Genomic DNA, 14518 nt, shown 5'->3' with positions numbered 1-14518 from the left:
AGGCAGCCTGAAAGTTAAAGGCAGCCTGAAAGTTAAAGGCAGCCTGAAAGTTAAAGGCAGCCTGAAAGTTAAAGGCAGCCTGAAAGTTAAAGGCAGCCTGAAAGTTAAAGGCAGCCTGAAAGTTAAAGGCAGCCTGAAAGTTAAAAAAGCAGCCTGAAAACGAAAAACCGTTTTCAGGCTGCTTTGTGTGTATCCGCTTATTTGTCGCGCAGCTCGCGGCGCAGGATTTTGCCGACGTTGGACTTGGGCAGCTCGTCGCGGAATTCGATTTCGCGCGGGACTTTGTAGCCGGTCAGCTGGCTGCGGCAGAATTCGATCAGCTCGTCTTTGGTCAGGCTGGGGTCTTTTTTCACCACGAAGAGTTTGAGCGCTTCGCCGGTTTTTTCGCTTTTGACGCCGATACAGGCCACTTCCAGCACTTTGGGGTTGTGGGCGACCACGTCTTCGATTTCGTTGGGATAGACGTTGAAGCCGGACACCACAATCAGGTCTTTTTTGCGGTCGACTATCCGCAGCCAGCCTTGTTCGTTCATCACGACAATGTCGCCGGTTTCCAGCCAGCCGTCGGCATCGAGCACTTTGGCGGTTTCTTCGGGGTGCTGCCAGTAGCCTTTCATCACCTGCGGCCCTTTGATCCACAGTTCGCCGGCTTCGCCGATGGCGGCAAAACCGCCGTTGCCGTCGCGCAGCTGCACGTCGGTGCTGGGCAGCGGCAGGCCGATGCCGCCGCTGTAGGCGGGAATGTTGAGCGGGTTGACGCACACGCCGGGGCTGGCTTCGGTCAGGCCGTAGGCTTCGACGATGGCCTGGCCGGTTTGCGCCGCCCAGCGCTCGGCCACGGCCTGCTGGGTGGCCATACCGCCGCTGAGCGTGAGTTTCCAGCTGGAAAAATCGAGCTGTTTGAAGCTGTCTTTATTGAGCAGGGCGTTAAACAGGGTGTTGACGCCGATAAACACGGTGATGCGGTGTTTGCCCAATTCGGCGATAAAGCCGTCGATGTCGCGCGGATTGGCGATCAGCACGGCTTTGGAGCCGGCCTGGATGGTAATCATCAGGTTCACGGTGAGCGCGAAAATATGATAAAGCGGCAGCGCGGCGATAAAGACTTCGTGGCCGGGCTGCAGCTTGCATTTAATCCATTCGGCGCCCTGCATCATGTTGGCGCAGATATTGCCGTGGGTGAGCATCGCACCTTTGGCCACGCCGGTGGTGCCGCCGGTGTACTGCAAAAAGGCCAGATCTTCGCGCGCCAGCGGCACTTCCTGCAGCGTTTGGGCGCCGCCCTGCGCCAGCGCGCGTTTAAAGGGTACGGCGTGCGGGATGCGGTAGTCCGGCACTTGTTTGCGCACGCGGCGCAGCACGAAATTAACCAAAGCGCCTTTGAAAAAACCGAGCATATCGCCGACGCTGGCAACGATAACGTGTTTGACCTGGGTGCGCGGCAGCACCATTTCCAGCGTATTGGCAAAGTTTTCCAGCACCACGATGGCGGTGGCACCGCTGTCTTTGAGTTGGTGTTCGAGTTCGCGCGGGGTGTAGAGCGGGTTGGTATTGACCACCACCAGCCCGGCTTGCAGGATGCCGAATACCGCAATCGGGTATTGCAGCAGATTGGGCATCATCACCGCTACCCGCTCGCCGCGCGGCAGCTTGAGCACGTTTTGCAGATAGGATGCGAAATCGGCCGCCAGCTTGGCGGTTTGGCGGTAGCTGATTTCTACGCCCATGCTGTGAAAGGCGGGTTTGTCGGCAAATTGTTCGACGCTTTGTTTGAATACGTCCACCACCGATTGGTAGCGTTCGGTGTCGATCTCGTGTGCCACGCCGTTTTCGTAGCTGTCCAGCCAGATTTTTTCCATGGGTTGCGGTTTCCGTTGTGTGGTCGGGAAAGGGGGCGATTATAGCAAAATTAAACGTTGTTCCCCGTATCCGCGCCGAAGCGGTCGCGCGTGCGTAAAAAGGCAACCTGAAAAACCTTTTTTCGGTTTTCAGGCTGCCTTTTGGTGTGCGGCAGACCGTTTTCAGGCTGCCTTGGCGCGGTTTACAGCAAACCGGGCTGCCCCAGCGCCGGATCGCTGGCGTGGGCGGCTTCGGCATCCGCCACGCTCAGACCCAGCGCTTGGGCGACGCCTTCGGCGTAGGCCGGATGGCAGCGGGCACAGTTGCGGATGTGGCGGTATTTAATGAAGTCCGGCGCGTCGCCCATTGCGGCGGCGGTGTTGGCGAACAGGGTTTGTTTTTGCTCGTCGCTCATTTTCTCAAACAGCGCTCGCGGCTGGCTGAAGTAGTCGGCGTCGTCTTCGCGGTAGTTCCAATGCGCGGCGTCGCCGTTGATTTTCAAGGGCGGCTCGGCGTATTGCGCCTGTTCCTGCCATTGGCCGAAGCTGTTGGGCTCGTAGTGGATGGCGGAGCCGTAGTTGCCGTCAGCGCGGCCTTGGCCGTCGCGGGCGTTGCTGTGCACGGGGCAGCGCGGGCGGTTTACCGGAATCTGGTGGTGGTTCACGCCCAAGCGGTAGCGCTGCGCGTCGGCGTAGTTAAACAGGCGCGCTTGCAGCATGCGGTCGGGCGAAACGCTGATGCCGGGCACGAGATTGCTTGGCGCGAAGGCGGATTGTTCGACGTCGGCGAAGAAGTTTTCCGGATTTTTGTTGAGCTCAAACTCGCCCACTTCAATCAGCGGATAGTCTTTTTTCGGCCAAACTTTGGTCAGGTCAAACGGGTGGTACGGCACTTTTTCGGCGTCCGCTTCGGGCATGATTTGCACGTACATCGTCCATTTGGGGTAGTCGCCGCGCTCGATGGCTTCGTAAAGGTCGCGCTGGTGGCTTTCGCGGTCGTCGGCGATGATGGCGGCGGCCTCGGCGTTGATCAGGTTTTTAATGCCCTGCTGGGTGCGGAAATGGAATTTCACCCAGAATCGCTCGTTTTGCGCGTTGATAAAGCTATAGGTGTGCGAGCCGAAGCCGTGCATGTGGCGGTAGCTGGCGGGGATGCCGCGATCGCTCATCACGATGGTGACTTGGTGGAAGGCTTCGGGCAGCAGCGTCCAGAAATCCCAGTTGTTCGTTGCCGAGCGCATATTGGTACGCGGGTCGCGTTTGACCGCTTTGTTCAAATCGGGGAATTTGCGCGGGTCGCGCAGGAAGAACACGGGCGTGTTATTGCCGACCATGTCCCAATTGCCTTCTTCGGTGTAAAACTTCAGCGCAAAGCCGCGGATGTCGCGCTCGGCATCGGCCGCGCCGCGCTCACCGGCAACGGTAGTAAAGCGGGCGAACATTTCGGTTTTTTTACCGATTTCGCTGAAGATTTTGGCGCGGGTGTATTTTGTGATGTCGTGGGTGACGGTAAACGTACCAAACGCGCCCGAGCCTTTGGCGTGCATGCGCCGCTCGGGGATGACTTCGCGCACGAAGTTGGCGAGTTTTTCGTTCAGCCACAAATCTTGCGCCAAGAGCGGGCCGCGCGCTCCGGCGGTCATGGAGTTTTGGTTGTCGGCAACGGGGGCGCCATTGTTCATGGTCAGGTGGGTTACAGGGCATTTGTTCATCATGGTTTCCTTTTATTGCTTGGCGGATTGCTCGATTTGGCGGAAGGCGTATTCGTAGCCGGTTTCACATTTTTCATACAGTTGCTGGATCGACATTTGTTTTCCTTTCGCTTGGGTTTATGCAGCGTGGCTGCGGTGCGGGGCGGAATATATGTTTAAACAAAAGCTATCGCAACTATGATTTCAATTTGTTTATTTTAAAACGACGACAAAAAAGCAGCCTGAAAGGGATTTTCCGCTTTCAGGCTGCCTGAAAAATAAAGAATTAAGCGCTGACCAGCTTGCCGTCTTGCATTCGCAATACGCGGTTGAAACGGGCGGCCAGATCGTCGTCGTGGGTCACGACCACCAGCGCGGTATCCAGCTCGCTTTGCAGCTCCAGCATCATATCGAGCACTTTGCGCGCATTGCCGCGGTCGAGATTACCGGTGGGCTCGTCGGCCAGCAGGCAGCGCGGGCGGCCGACCAGCGCGCGGGCGATGGCGGCACGCTGGCGCTCGCCGCCGGAAAGCTGGGCGGGGCGGTGGCGGATGCGCTCGCCCAGCCCCACGCGCTCGAGCATCGCCGCCGCGCGATCGCGGGCTTCGGCTTTGGGCGCGCCGCTGATCAGCAACGGCATCATTACGTTTTCCAGCGCCGAAAATTCGGCCAGCAGGTGGTGGAACTGGTAAACAAAACCCAGGTTGCGGTTGCGCAGCCGTCCCAGCGCTTTCTGGCCGAGCTTGGCAACGTTTTCGCCCATCAGCATCACGCTGCCGGCGCTCGGGCTGTCCAGCCCGCCGAGAATGTGCAGCAGCGTCGATTTGCCGCTGCCCGAAGCGCCGATGATGCTTACGCTCTCGCCGGCGCCGATTTGCAGGCTCAGGCCGTTGAGCACCTGCACGTTCAGGCTGCCGTCGCGGTAGTTTTTGCTCACTTCGCGGCAGTCGATTACCGCCTGCGGCTCCGCGGCGGGGTGGGGTACGGGATTATTCATAGCGCAAAGCCTCCGCCGGTTGGGTGCGCGCCGCGCTCCAGCTCGGATACAGCGTCGCCAAGAAAGAAAGCAGCAGCGAGATGCAGACCACGGTAATCACGTCGGCAGCCTGAATGTCGCTGGGCAGATGGTTGATGAAATAAACTTTGGACGACACGAAATGCACGTTGAACACCTCTTCGATATAGGCAACGATGTCGCCCACTTTCCACGCCGCCAGCAGGCCGAGCACGGTACCGACCAAAGTGCCGATGGTGCCGGCAACCATGCCCTGCACGATGAAAATGCGCATAATGCCGCCGGGCGACATGCCCAGCGTGCGCAAAATGGCGATATCGGCCTGTTTTTCTTTTACCGCCATCACCAGCGACGACACCAGATTAAAGGCGGCAACGACGACGATGCAGGTCAGCAAAAGCGTCAGCAGGCGTTTTTCCATTTCCACCGCGTTGAAGTAGCTGCGGTTGTTGTCCGTCCAGTTGCGCACCCAAATCTGCTGGCTCTGCTGCAGGGCTTCGGGCACCAGCGCATCCATCACCGCCGGCGCGTTTTGCGGATCGGCCAGCCGCAGCCGCAGGCCGACGTTGCCCTCGTCCACGCGGTAGAGTTTCTGTGCGTCGGCCAAATGGGTAATCGCCATGCTGCTGTCTGCTTCATCGACGCCGGTCTTGATGATGCCGACCACCCTGAACTGCTTGAGCCGCGGCACCACGCCGGCGGGGGTAACATTGCCCTCGGGCGTGATCACGGTAACTTTGTTGCCTAATTCCGCGCCCAGCGCATCGGCCAGCTCCGAGCCGAGCACAATGCCGAAATCGTCGGCCTGCAAATCTTCCAGGCGGCCGGCCACCACGTTTTTGGTGAACTCCGCCACTTTCGCTTCCTGATCAGGCAGCACGCCGCGCAGCTGCACGCCGCGCACCTCGCCGGAATTGGCCAGCAGCGCCTGTCCGGCCACATAGGGTGCGGTCGCCACCACCCCTTTGCCCGTGCCGAACTGCTTTTGTAGATCGCGCCAGGTTTTGCCGCCCTCGGCATCGAAATAGCCGATTTCAGCATGCGGGGCGATATTGAGCAGCTGGCCGCGGATTTCCTTCTGAAAGCCGTTGACCACCGACAGCACCAGAATCAACGCAATCACGCCCAGCGCAATGCCGAGCACCGAAATCACCGAGATAAACGACACAAAGCCGCTGCGTTTTTTGGCGCGCATATAACGCAGGCCGATCCAAGTTTCCAAAGCCATATTTTCAGGCTGCCTTTGCTGAAGTCAAAACGGCGGCGATTGTATCAAAACTTTGCCGCAGCGGCGTGTTGTCAGGCGCGGCAGCCTAAAAGGGGAAAGCGCCGCCCAGCCGCTGCCGGCAGCCTGAAAGCGCGGCGTTTTGCTGCCATTTTTGATGGTTCTTGGCAAAAGCCTTTTTATCCGACAAAAACATCCGGCTAGCAAAATCCGCCGTGCGGGGCAAGCGCCGGCGGCGGGAAAAGTGTGTTTATGCCATAACCTTTTCATTTGCAAATTAAAGAACTTTTGCACCCGTTTACGCACTTTTCAGGCTGCCTGAAAATGGATTATCATGCGCCATACGCGCTGTTTTTCTTGGCGCGTTTTCACATGTATAAGTCTGAAAAAACGTCTGAAAACAAGCTCCAAGCCAACACCCATCCGATTTGAACCCCAAAGCGAAGGAAAGCCCGATGAATACGACAGTCAATCTCAAAGTTACCAAACGCGACGGCCGATTGGAGGCGATCAATCTGGACAAAATCCACCGCGTGGTAACTTGGGCGGCAATGGGCTTGGACAACGTATCGGTTTCCCAGGTCGAACTCAAATCGCACATCCAGTTTTACAACGGCATCCGCACCGACGACATCCACGAAACCATCATCAAGGCCGCGGCCGACCTGATTTCCGAAGAAACGCCGGATTACCAGTATCTGGCCGCGCGGCTGGCGATTTTCCACTTGCGCAAAATCGCCTATGGCGACTACGAGCCGCCGCATCTTTACGACCATGTGGCCAAACTCACCGAAGCCGGCCGCTACGACCGCCACATTCTCGCCGATTACAGCCGCGAAGAATTCGACGAACTCAACGCGCACATCGACCACGACCGCGACCTGACCTTCTCCTACGCCGCCGTCAAACAGCTGGAAGGCAAGTATCTGGTGCAAAACCGCGTTACCCGCCAAATCTTTGAAACACCGCAGTTTCTCTACATTCTGGTGGCGATGTGCCTGTTCTCCAAATACCCGAAAGCCACCCGCCTGGATTATGTAAAACGCTTTTACGACGCGGTTTCCACCTTCAAAATCTCGCTGCCGACGCCGATTATGAGCGGCGTGCGCACGCCCACCCGCCAGTTCAGCTCCTGCGTATTGATCGAGTGCGACGACAGCCTGGATTCCATCAACGCCACCACCAGCTCGATTGTCAAATACGTTTCGCAGCGCGCCGGCATCGGCATCAACGGCGGCCGCATCCGCGCGCTGGGCAGCGAAATCCGCGGCGGCGAAGCGCAGCACACCGGCTGCATCCCCTTCTTCAAAATGTTTCAGGCTGCCGTCAAATCCTGCTCGCAGGGCGGTGTGCGCGGCGGGGCGGCCACGCTGTTTTACCCGCTGTGGCATTTGGAAGTGGAAAGCCTGCTGGTGCTGAAAAACAACCGCGGCGTGGAAGACAACCGCATCCGCCAGCTCGATTACGGCGTGCAAATCAACCGCCTGCTCTACACCCGCCTGATCAAAGGCGAAAACATCACCCTGTTCTCACCCAACGAAGTGCCCGGCCTCTATGAAGCCTTTTTCGCTGACCAAGACGAATTCGAGCGCCTTTACACCCGCTACGAGCAAGACGAAAACATCCGCAAACGCAGCCTGCCGGCCACCGAACTCTTCTCCATCCTGATGCAGGAGCGCGCCGGCACCGGCCGCATCTACATCCAAAACGTCGATCACTGCAACACCCACAGCCCGTTTGATCCGCGTGTCGCCCCTGTCCACCAGTCCAACCTGTGCATGGAAATCGCCCTGCCCACCAAACCACTGAATGACATCAACGACGAAAACGGCGAAATCGCCCTGTGCACCCTGTCCGCCTTCAACCTGGGCGCCATCGAGAATCTGGACGAACTCGAAGGCCTGTCCGACTTGGCCGTACGCGCGCTCGATGCCCTGCTGGATTATCAGGACTACCCGATCAAAGCCGCCCGCACCTCCACCATGGGGCGCCGCTCGCTGGGCATCGGCGTGATCAACTACGGCTACTATCTGGCTAAAAACGGCATGAAATACAGCGACGGTTCGGCCAACGCCCTGACCCACCGCACCTTTGAAGCCATGCAGTACTACCTGCTCAAAGCCTCGGTGGAGCTGGCCAAAGAATACGGCGCCTGCCCGTTGTTTAATCAAACCGTTTATTCGCAGGGCAAACTGCCGATCGACACCTACAAAAAAGACCTCGACACCGTCTGCGCCGAGCCGCTGCATCTCGATTGGGAAAGCCTGCGCGCCGACATCGTCAAACACGGTCTGCGCAACTCCACCCTTACCGCGCTCATGCCGTCTGAGACCAGCTCGCAGATTGCCAACGCCACCAACGGCATCGAGCCGCCGCGCGGCCTGGTTACCGTCAAAGCCTCCAAAGACGGCATCCTCAAACAAGTGGTGCCCGAATTCGGCCGCCTGAAAAACCAATACGAAACCCTGTGGCAGATGGGCGGCAACGAAGGCTATCTGAAACTGGTCGGCATCATGCAGAAATTCGTCGACCAAGCCATCTCCGCCAACACCAGCTACGACCCCAAACGCTTCGAAGGCGGCCGCGTACCGATGAAGCAGATGCTCAAAGACCTGCTCACCGCCTACAAATACGGCGTCAAAACCCTTTACTACCACCACACCCGCGACGGCGCCGACGACACCCAAACCGACATCCAAGACGACGGCTGCGCCGGCGGAGCGTGCAAAATCTGATGTCTTGTTTTTTTCAAGCTGCCTTTAAGTGATGCGAGGCAGCCTGAAAAGCATTTTTGGCTTTCAGGCTGCTTTTTCTTTCCACCAACCTAAAGGAACTCCGTATGAAGCTCCGTTATTCCACTGTCCCCGCCCTACTGGCTGCGGTATTTGCCGCCGCGTCCCTGCCCGCCGCCGCCCGCAGCCAGATGCAATGCCGCCACGTTCAAAGTAAAGGCATCGAAAGCACCTACCGCTGCGAAGCCCCCGGCGCCACCATCGCCCAAGCCTATGCCGACTTCCAAGCCCGCCGCTACCGCTACGAAGCCCCCGTAATCGACGGCGTGCGCGAAGAAGAAATCTACCAAGACGGATACCTGCCGCACACCCTGCCCAAACGCAGCCTGAAACGCGAAGGCACCGAACCCAACGAATGCGGTGGTTTCCGCTACTACTACCACATCACCCGCCACAACGGCGGCGTCCGTGTCAAAAGCGGCGGCGGCGACGACTGCGTGGCCGGCGACGGCACCGAAACCCGCTACGAAAAACGCGGCGGCAAAATCATCATCACCCACAAAGTATTCGCCTCCTGACCACGAAACGATACTAAAACCGGCATCCGCGCCTAACAAAAGCAGCCTGAAAGCCACATCGGCTTTCAGGCTGCTTTGTGCCATTCGGAAAATATCGGAAAACGGCAGCAAGGCGGCATTTTTGCGAACATTAAAAAACGGCTTTCAGGCAGCCTGAAAGCCGTTTTGTCATTGCCGCAGCGGTGTTTAGAACAATTCGTCGATGGCGTCGCCACCGGTGGATTTTTTCGGCGTGTTCTGCTGGGCGGGGCGGGGTGTTTTTTTCGGCGTTGGGGCGGTTTCTACCGGCTTGAGCGGGACTTCGCCGCCGCTGTCGCCGCCGCCGGCGATCGGCACCAGCGGGATTTCTTTCTCTTTTTCCTTTTCTTTCTCGACTTTTTTCGCTTTCTTGGCCGGTGCCGCGCCGGTGTTTAGCGCGGCGCGGTCGAAAGCATCATCCGGCTCGGACGCAACGCCGGGCACTTCGCGCGGGTCGGGTGCGCCGACGGTCGGCAGGCTGGCATCACGCACCGGAGTCGGGGAAACGGGTTTGCCGTCGGGCGAGAGCGCTTCAACCGGACGCGAAGCGGCGGGCTGCTGGCGGGTTTCGGTGTCGATAACCGTGGGTTTGGAAATCTCGCGGTACAAAACGTACATCAGGCCAATGACGACAAAGGTGCCGATCACCAGCAGGGTCAGCAGGATGTTGCCGAAAGTGATTTTGGATTTTGCTTGGGGTTCGTTTGACATTGCACGGTATCCGTTTCAGGCTGCCTTGAAAGGCAGCCTGCGCCGCAGGGTTTACTGGGCGCTGCCGGTGGCGGCGTTGGTGGTGGTTTCAGGCTGGTAGGTTTCGTAAAGGGTAACGACTTCGCGCACGCCCGGGGTGGTGCGCACGCGCTCGGTTACGGCGGCCTGCTGATTGGGCGCAAGTATGCCCATCACATAGGCGGTGCCGTCGTAGGTAACGACTTTGACGTGGCCGAAATACACGCCCGGCACGTTGATCAGGTGGGTGCGCAGCTTGGTGGTGATCCAGGTGTCATTGCTGATGTGGCCGAAGGTGCGGTTGATCGGCACCACTTGGATGTGGTTGTACACGGCCAATGCGTTTTTCTCGCTGCGGGCGATGGCTTCGGCAGTTTGGCGGTCGTTTTCGGAAGCGACATGTCCCAGCAGCAGGATGCGGCGGTTGTAGCTGACAACGGCGATTTTCGGTTTGTACTGCGGATTGGTGTTGGCGCTGCGGACGGCTTGGAGCGCTTGGTATTTGACGCGCTGCTCCATCACTTCGTCGTCGGTTTGCGCGCCGGTGCTGCGGCGGTCGGCAATCGACGCGCCGCCGGCGGCTGCGGCACCGCCAATCAGCGCGGCGGCACAGCCGCCCAGCGAACCGGCAAAGGCAATCGACAGCATCAGAACGGCAAGGCGGTGCTTGGGCATATTCATGGTGGACTCCTGGGATATTGGGGGCGCGCCCTGATTGATTGTTGGGCAGGCAGCGCGCCGGATGCGGCGCATTTTAACGTTTTTTTACCGGATTTGGCAGTTTTTCAGGCTGCCTGAAAACGGCGGCATTCAGTCGGCGGGCATGCCTTCGGTGAGCATGGTGTCGATGCAGTCGCACAGCGCGTGCACCAGCAGGATGTGGACTTCCTGAATGCGGGCGGTGCGCGGATAGGGCACATTCAGCAGCACATCGCCTTCTTTGAGCATGGCGGCGATTTTGCCGCCGTCGCGGCCGGTAAAGGCCACCACTTTCATATCGCGCTCGTGGGCGGCTTTAATCGCTTCGATCACATTGGCGGAATTGCCGGAAGTGGAAATGCCCATCAACACGTCGCCGGCGCGGCCGAGTGCGCGTACCTGCTTGCTGAAAATATGCTCGAAACCGTAGTCGTTGCCGATGGCGGTCAGGGCGGAAGTGTCGGTGGTCAGCGCCACCGCCGCCAGCTCCATGCGCTCTTTTTCGAAGCGGCCGGTCAGCTCGGCGGCAAAATGCTGGGCGTCGGCCGCCGAACCGCCGTTGCCGCACACTAGGATTTTGCCGTCTTCGGCCAGCGCCTGAAACAGCAGCAGCGCTGCTTGGGCGGTGGGTTCGGCCAGCACGGCGGCGGCGGTTTGTTTGGCGCGGATGCTTTCGTCAAAATGGGCGGCAACCCGCTGTTGCAGACTGTTCATTCGGATGCTCCTTAACCGGTAATATTGTGCAGCCACACCGGCGCGGCGCTGCCTTCGAGCAGCACGGCATCGATGCGGCAGGGACGGCCGGCGAGCCGTTTTTGCTGCAGATAGTGCTCGGCGCTTTTTTGCAGCTTGGCCAGTTTGGCGGGGGTGATGCTGTAGGCGGCGCCGCCGAAACGGCTGCTGCGCCGGTAGCGCACTTCGACAAACAGCACGGTATCGCCGCTTTGCATAATCAGGTCGATTTCGCCGAAGGGGCAGTGCCAGTTGCGCTCCAAGAGTGTACAGCCGGCGGTGAGCAGATAGTCCAAAGCCGCCTGCTCCGAGGCGGCGCCCTGTTCGTGGGTGAGTTTCATGCGGCAGCTCCTGCGCGGCGGGCGGCCTGCTCGGCGGCGGTGAGTGCGATTTTGTCGCGCACATACAAAAGTTCCGCCTGTGCCGCCGCAACGGCGGGATACGCGCTGTCCAGCGCCAAACGCAGAAAATCGGCGGCTTCGGGCATATCGGGGCAGCCTGAAAACGGCGGCGGCTGCTCCAAAGCAAAGGCGCTGCCGATGCCCGCTGCCGTGCCGACGGCGTTTTCAGGCTGCCGGATGGCGGCGGCGGCACCCACCTGGTAATCGCTCAGCCGACGGCGCTGCGCGGTATCGAACCAGGCGTAAAACACTTCGTTCATCCGCGCATCGGCGGCAGCCAGCACGCAAGGCTGCGGCGGCAGCAGATAGGCGGCGGCATCGAGCGTCGGCACGCCGATCAGCGGGGTGGCAAACGGCGCCGCCAGCCCCTGCGCCACGCCGATGCCGATGCGCAGGCCGGTAAACGCGCCCGGCCCTTTGGCATACACCACCGCGCCCAAATCGGCGGCGCCGATGCCGGCTTGGGCAAACATTTCGCCAATCTGCGGCAAAATCAGCTCGGACTGGCGGTTGCCGGCGTCGATGCGGCACGACAGAATTTCGCCGCCGGCGCGCAAGGCCAGCGACAGCACGCTGCTGCCTGTATCGACGGCGAGTATCGGACGGTGGAAATCAGGCTGCATAAACACGAACCAAAAACGGAGCGAAACAGGCGCGGATTATAGCCCAAAACCGCCGCCTGCCGCTGGGAATCGGGCTTTCAGGCTGCCTGCGGCAAACCTGATTGGCGGTGCCGTTTTCGCATCGGGCAGCCGATTTGCCCAATCGGATGCCGGCAATCTTTCAGGCAGCCTGAAAAACGGCAGCGGCACTTTCAGGCTGCCTGCACCGCCTAAGCGGTTTCAGCCGGCGCCGCCCTGCCCTTTTTGCGCCACGCGGCGGCGGCGGGCTTCTTTGGGGTCGGCTTTGAGCGGGCGGTAGAGTTCGACGCGGTCGCCGTTTTGCAGCACGGTATCGTCTTTAACCTGGCGGCCGAAAATGCCCAGTGGTGCGTTCAGGTCGGCATCGGGGAAATCGGCGGCCAGCGGGCTCAGGCGTACCGCTTCGCGGGCGGTGCAGCCGTCGGCGAGATTCAGGCGGTACAGCACTTGGGCATCGGCGGTGCCGTAGGCCACTTCGATTTCAGGCATAGCGGCGGTCGGCTTCCTGCACAAAGGCTTCGACCAGGCGGTTGCACACGCCGCCAAATACCGGACTGATCAGCCGGCTGAGCAGGCCGACCAGCTCGTATTGCAGCCTGAAATCGACTTTGCAGCGCCCGTCTTCCAGCGGCGTGAACTGCCAGATGCCGTGCAGGCTGCGGAAAGGGCCTTCCAGCAGCTCCATGCGGATTTCGCGCCCCGGCACGTTGGTGTTGCGGGTGGCGAAAGACTGGCGCATGCCCATGTAATCCATATGCAGGCGTGCGCGCAACTCGTTGCCCTGGCGCGACAGCACTTCGGTGCGGCCGTACCACGGCAAAAAGCGCGGGTAGTCTTCCACCTTGTCCACCAGCTCGAACATCTGCTCGGCGCTGTGGTTGGCGTAAACGGTTTTACTGATGGTATTGACTGCCATAATTCGTTCAAATGGTTTTCAGGCAGCCTGAAACGATTTTCAGGCTGCCAGTTGCGGAAACAGGCTTCTTAGGCCGGCGACGATAATCTCCACCGCCACCGCCGCCAGCAGAATGCCCATAATGCGGTTGAGCACCGCCAGGCCGGTATCGCCCAACAGGCCGCTGATGCGGTCGGCCGCCAGCAGGCTGAGATAGGAAATCAGCGACACCACCGCGCCGGCGGCGGTAATCAAAAACAGGCCGGTATAGCTGCTGACCGACGAAGCGTAAATCACTACCGTGGAAATGCCGCCGGGCCCCATAATCATCGGAATCGCCAGCGGCACCACGGCAATGGTGCCGAGCACCGGCCGGATTTCGCGTTTTTCCGCCGGCATGCCGCTGCCGTCGTCGGGCGTGGTCAGATCGGGTTTGGCGTGGTTGTCGCCCTTGCTCATCATCGACATCGCAATCAGAAACACCAAAATCCCGCCGCCGACGCGGAAAGAGCCGGTGCTGATGCCCAGCACTTTGAGCAGCAGATTGCCGCTGAACGTAAAAATCACGATGGTAACGAACACGCTGGCGGCGGTCATTTGGGCGACGCGGCGGCGCTCGCGGCGGCTGCAGGTGTGGGTCAGCTCCAAAAACAGCGGCAGCGCGCTCAAGGGATTGATCAGCACCAGAAAGGCCAGCACGATTTGGACAATTTGCGATTCCACGCTCATTTTGCTCTCCCCGTCTTACAAAACAGGCAGCCTGAAAAACGCACCGGCCGGGTTTCAGGGTTTTCAGGCTGCTTCAGACATTTCCCGCTGCAGGGCGCTTATTCGCCGGCGGCCGGCAGCGCCATCTGCAGCACGGTTTCGGTTTGGCGGCGGCGGAAGGCATCGAGCTTTTGCGCCAGCGCTTCATCGTCTGCGGCCAGCAGCGACACCGCAAACAGCGCGGCATTGGCGGCGCCGGCTTCGCCGATGGCAAACGTCGCCACCGGTACGCCTTTGGGCATCTGCACGATCGACAGCAGCGAATCTTCGCCGCGCAGGTATTTACTCGGCACCGGCACACCGAGTACCGGCAGCGGCGTTTGGCTCGCCAGCATGCCCGGCAGGTGGGCGGCACCGCCGGCACCGGCGATAACCGCGCGCAGGCCGCGCCCTTTGGCGGTTTTGGCGTATTCAAACATCAGATCCGGCGTGCGGTGCGCCGACACCACCCGCGCTTCGTAGTCCACGCCGAAATCCTGCAGGATGTTGGCGGCGTACTGCATAACGGGCCAGTCGCTGTTGCTGCCCATCACAATCCCGATTTTGGCCATAAGGG

The 14518-nt window shown here is 59.9% G+C and carries 15 protein-coding genes; 2 read left to right on the top strand and 13 right to left on the bottom strand.

The window, feature by feature from the left end:
- Positions 1 to 197: 197 nt before the first annotated feature.
- From OP500_RS08230 to OP500_RS08215, 4 genes are all read right to left on the bottom strand, one after another.
- Positions 198 to 1859, bottom strand: coding sequence for an AMP-binding protein (locus OP500_RS08230; protein ID WP_238744848.1), 1662 nt, complete (start codon positions 1857 to 1859; stop codon positions 198 to 200).
- A 182-nt stretch (positions 1860 to 2041) separates the two neighbouring features.
- Positions 2042 to 3550 carry a catalase gene (locus OP500_RS08225; RefSeq protein WP_274070670.1) on the bottom strand — a complete coding sequence of 503 codons (1509 nt, stop codon included), beginning with the start codon at positions 3548 to 3550 and terminating at the stop codon, positions 2042 to 2044.
- Between the two features lie 265 nt (positions 3551 to 3815).
- Complete coding sequence (gene lolD, locus OP500_RS08220; protein ID WP_238744852.1) at positions 3816 to 4526, bottom strand: lipoprotein-releasing ABC transporter ATP-binding protein LolD; 711 nt, start codon at positions 4524 to 4526, stop codon at positions 3816 to 3818.
- A complete protein-coding gene (locus tag OP500_RS08215) occupies positions 4519 to 5772 on the bottom strand; it encodes a lipoprotein-releasing ABC transporter permease subunit (RefSeq protein ID WP_274070669.1) in 1254 nt (417 codons plus the stop codon). The genes lolD and OP500_RS08215 overlap by 8 nt, the downstream gene beginning before the upstream one ends.
- A 452-nt stretch (positions 5773 to 6224) precedes the next feature.
- On the opposite strand from OP500_RS08215, the gene nrdA reads away from it, so the two are divergent.
- Together nrdA and OP500_RS08205 are read left to right on the top strand one after the other, a co-directional pair.
- Positions 6225 to 8504 carry a class 1a ribonucleoside-diphosphate reductase subunit alpha gene (nrdA, locus tag OP500_RS08210; protein ID WP_274070668.1) on the top strand — a complete coding sequence of 760 codons (2280 nt, stop codon included), beginning with the start codon at positions 6225 to 6227 and terminating at the stop codon, positions 8502 to 8504.
- 104 nt (positions 8505 to 8608) lie between these two features.
- Positions 8609 to 9079 (top strand): hypothetical protein, encoded by a 471-nt coding sequence (locus OP500_RS08205; protein WP_274070667.1) that lies wholly within the window; start codon positions 8609 to 8611, stop codon positions 9077 to 9079.
- Positions 9080 to 9265: 186 nt separating this feature from the next.
- Here the strand turns inward: OP500_RS08205 and OP500_RS08200 are convergent, their stop codons facing one another.
- The 9 genes from OP500_RS08200 to purE form a co-directional block, all read right to left on the bottom strand.
- Entirely contained in the window at positions 9266 to 9808 is a 543-nt protein-coding gene (locus OP500_RS08200) for a hypothetical protein (RefSeq protein ID WP_274070666.1), read from the bottom strand.
- Between the two features lie 51 nt (positions 9809 to 9859).
- Positions 9860 to 10507 (bottom strand): BON domain-containing protein, encoded by a 648-nt coding sequence (locus OP500_RS08195; RefSeq protein WP_274070665.1) that lies wholly within the window; start codon positions 10505 to 10507, stop codon positions 9860 to 9862.
- A gap of 129 nt (positions 10508 to 10636) precedes the next feature.
- The gene (locus OP500_RS08190; protein WP_274070664.1) at positions 10637 to 11239 is read right to left on the bottom strand and encodes a phosphoheptose isomerase; all 603 of its coding nucleotides are present in this window, start codon (positions 11237 to 11239) and stop codon (positions 10637 to 10639) included.
- Positions 11240 to 11250: 11 nt separating this feature from the next.
- On the bottom strand, positions 11251 to 11598 hold the full coding sequence (locus OP500_RS08185) for a YraN family protein (RefSeq protein ID WP_274070663.1): 348 nt from the start codon (positions 11596 to 11598) through the stop codon (positions 11251 to 11253).
- Positions 11595 to 12281 (bottom strand): tRNA (adenosine(37)-N6)-threonylcarbamoyltransferase complex dimerization subunit type 1 TsaB, encoded by a 687-nt coding sequence (tsaB, locus tag OP500_RS08180; RefSeq protein ID WP_238744866.1) that lies wholly within the window; start codon positions 12279 to 12281, stop codon positions 11595 to 11597. The genes OP500_RS08185 and tsaB overlap by 4 nt, the downstream gene beginning before the upstream one ends.
- A gap of 219 nt (positions 12282 to 12500) precedes the next feature.
- Complete coding sequence (locus OP500_RS08175; RefSeq protein ID WP_238744867.1) at positions 12501 to 12788, bottom strand: RnfH family protein; 288 nt, start codon at positions 12786 to 12788, stop codon at positions 12501 to 12503.
- Entirely contained in the window at positions 12781 to 13215 is a 435-nt protein-coding gene (locus OP500_RS08170; protein WP_238744868.1) for a type II toxin-antitoxin system RatA family toxin, read from the bottom strand. Before OP500_RS08170 ends, OP500_RS08175 begins: the two co-directional genes overlap by 8 nt.
- A 39-nt stretch (positions 13216 to 13254) precedes the next feature.
- Complete coding sequence (locus OP500_RS08165; RefSeq protein ID WP_274070662.1) at positions 13255 to 13923, bottom strand: MarC family protein; 669 nt, start codon at positions 13921 to 13923, stop codon at positions 13255 to 13257.
- 98 nt (positions 13924 to 14021) lie between these two features.
- Positions 14022 to 14513 (bottom strand): 5-(carboxyamino)imidazole ribonucleotide mutase, encoded by a 492-nt coding sequence (gene purE / locus OP500_RS08160; RefSeq protein WP_274070661.1) that lies wholly within the window; start codon positions 14511 to 14513, stop codon positions 14022 to 14024.
- Positions 14514 to 14518: the final 5 nt, after the last annotated feature.

It is taken from the genome of Kingella sp. SNUBH-2017, assembly GCF_028680565.1.
GTDB lineage: Bacteria > Pseudomonadota > Gammaproteobacteria > Burkholderiales > Neisseriaceae > Kingella_D > Kingella_D pumchi.
The sequence above is the reverse complement of the archived record's forward strand: the minus strand, read 5'-3'. Positions and strand labels throughout refer to the sequence as shown.

What these genes read in the sequence shown, in the direction of transcription:
- OP500_RS08205 (WP_274070667.1), top strand. Translation starts at nt 8,609, where the DNA reads ATGAAGCTCCGTTATTCCACTGTCCCCGCCCTACTGGCTGCGGTATTT.
- OP500_RS08200 (WP_274070666.1), bottom strand. Translation starts at nt 9,808, where the DNA reads ATGTCAAACGAACCCCAAGCAAAATCCAAAATCACTTTCGGCAACATC.
- OP500_RS08170 (WP_238744868.1), bottom strand. Translation starts at nt 13,215, where the DNA reads ATGGCAGTCAATACCATCAGTAAAACCGTTTACGCCAACCACAGCGCC.
- OP500_RS08230 (WP_238744848.1), bottom strand. Translation starts at nt 1,859, where the DNA reads ATGGAAAAAATCTGGCTGGACAGCTACGAAAACGGCGTGGCACACGAG.
- OP500_RS08225 (WP_274070670.1), bottom strand. Translation starts at nt 3,550, where the DNA reads ATGAACAAATGCCCTGTAACCCACCTGACCATGAACAATGGCGCCCCC.
- lolD (WP_238744852.1), bottom strand. Translation starts at nt 4,526, where the DNA reads ATGAATAATCCCGTACCCCACCCCGCCGCGGAGCCGCAGGCGGTAATC.
- tsaB (WP_238744866.1), bottom strand. Translation starts at nt 12,281, where the DNA reads ATGCAGCCTGATTTCCACCGTCCGATACTCGCCGTCGATACAGGCAGC.
- OP500_RS08175 (WP_238744867.1), bottom strand. Translation starts at nt 12,788, where the DNA reads ATGCCTGAAATCGAAGTGGCCTACGGCACCGCCGATGCCCAAGTGCTG.
- OP500_RS08185 (WP_274070663.1), bottom strand. Translation starts at nt 11,598, where the DNA reads ATGAAACTCACCCACGAACAGGGCGCCGCCTCGGAGCAGGCGGCTTTG.
- purE (WP_274070661.1), bottom strand. Translation starts at nt 14,513, where the DNA reads ATGGCCAAAATCGGGATTGTGATGGGCAGCAACAGCGACTGGCCCGTT.
- OP500_RS08190 (WP_274070664.1), bottom strand. Translation starts at nt 11,239, where the DNA reads ATGAACAGTCTGCAACAGCGGGTTGCCGCCCATTTTGACGAAAGCATC.
- OP500_RS08165 (WP_274070662.1), bottom strand. Translation starts at nt 13,923, where the DNA reads ATGAGCGTGGAATCGCAAATTGTCCAAATCGTGCTGGCCTTTCTGGTG.
- OP500_RS08195 (WP_274070665.1), bottom strand. Translation starts at nt 10,507, where the DNA reads ATGAATATGCCCAAGCACCGCCTTGCCGTTCTGATGCTGTCGATTGCC.
- nrdA (WP_274070668.1), top strand. Translation starts at nt 6,225, where the DNA reads ATGAATACGACAGTCAATCTCAAAGTTACCAAACGCGACGGCCGATTG.
- OP500_RS08215 (WP_274070669.1), bottom strand. Translation starts at nt 5,772, where the DNA reads ATGGCTTTGGAAACTTGGATCGGCCTGCGTTATATGCGCGCCAAAAAA.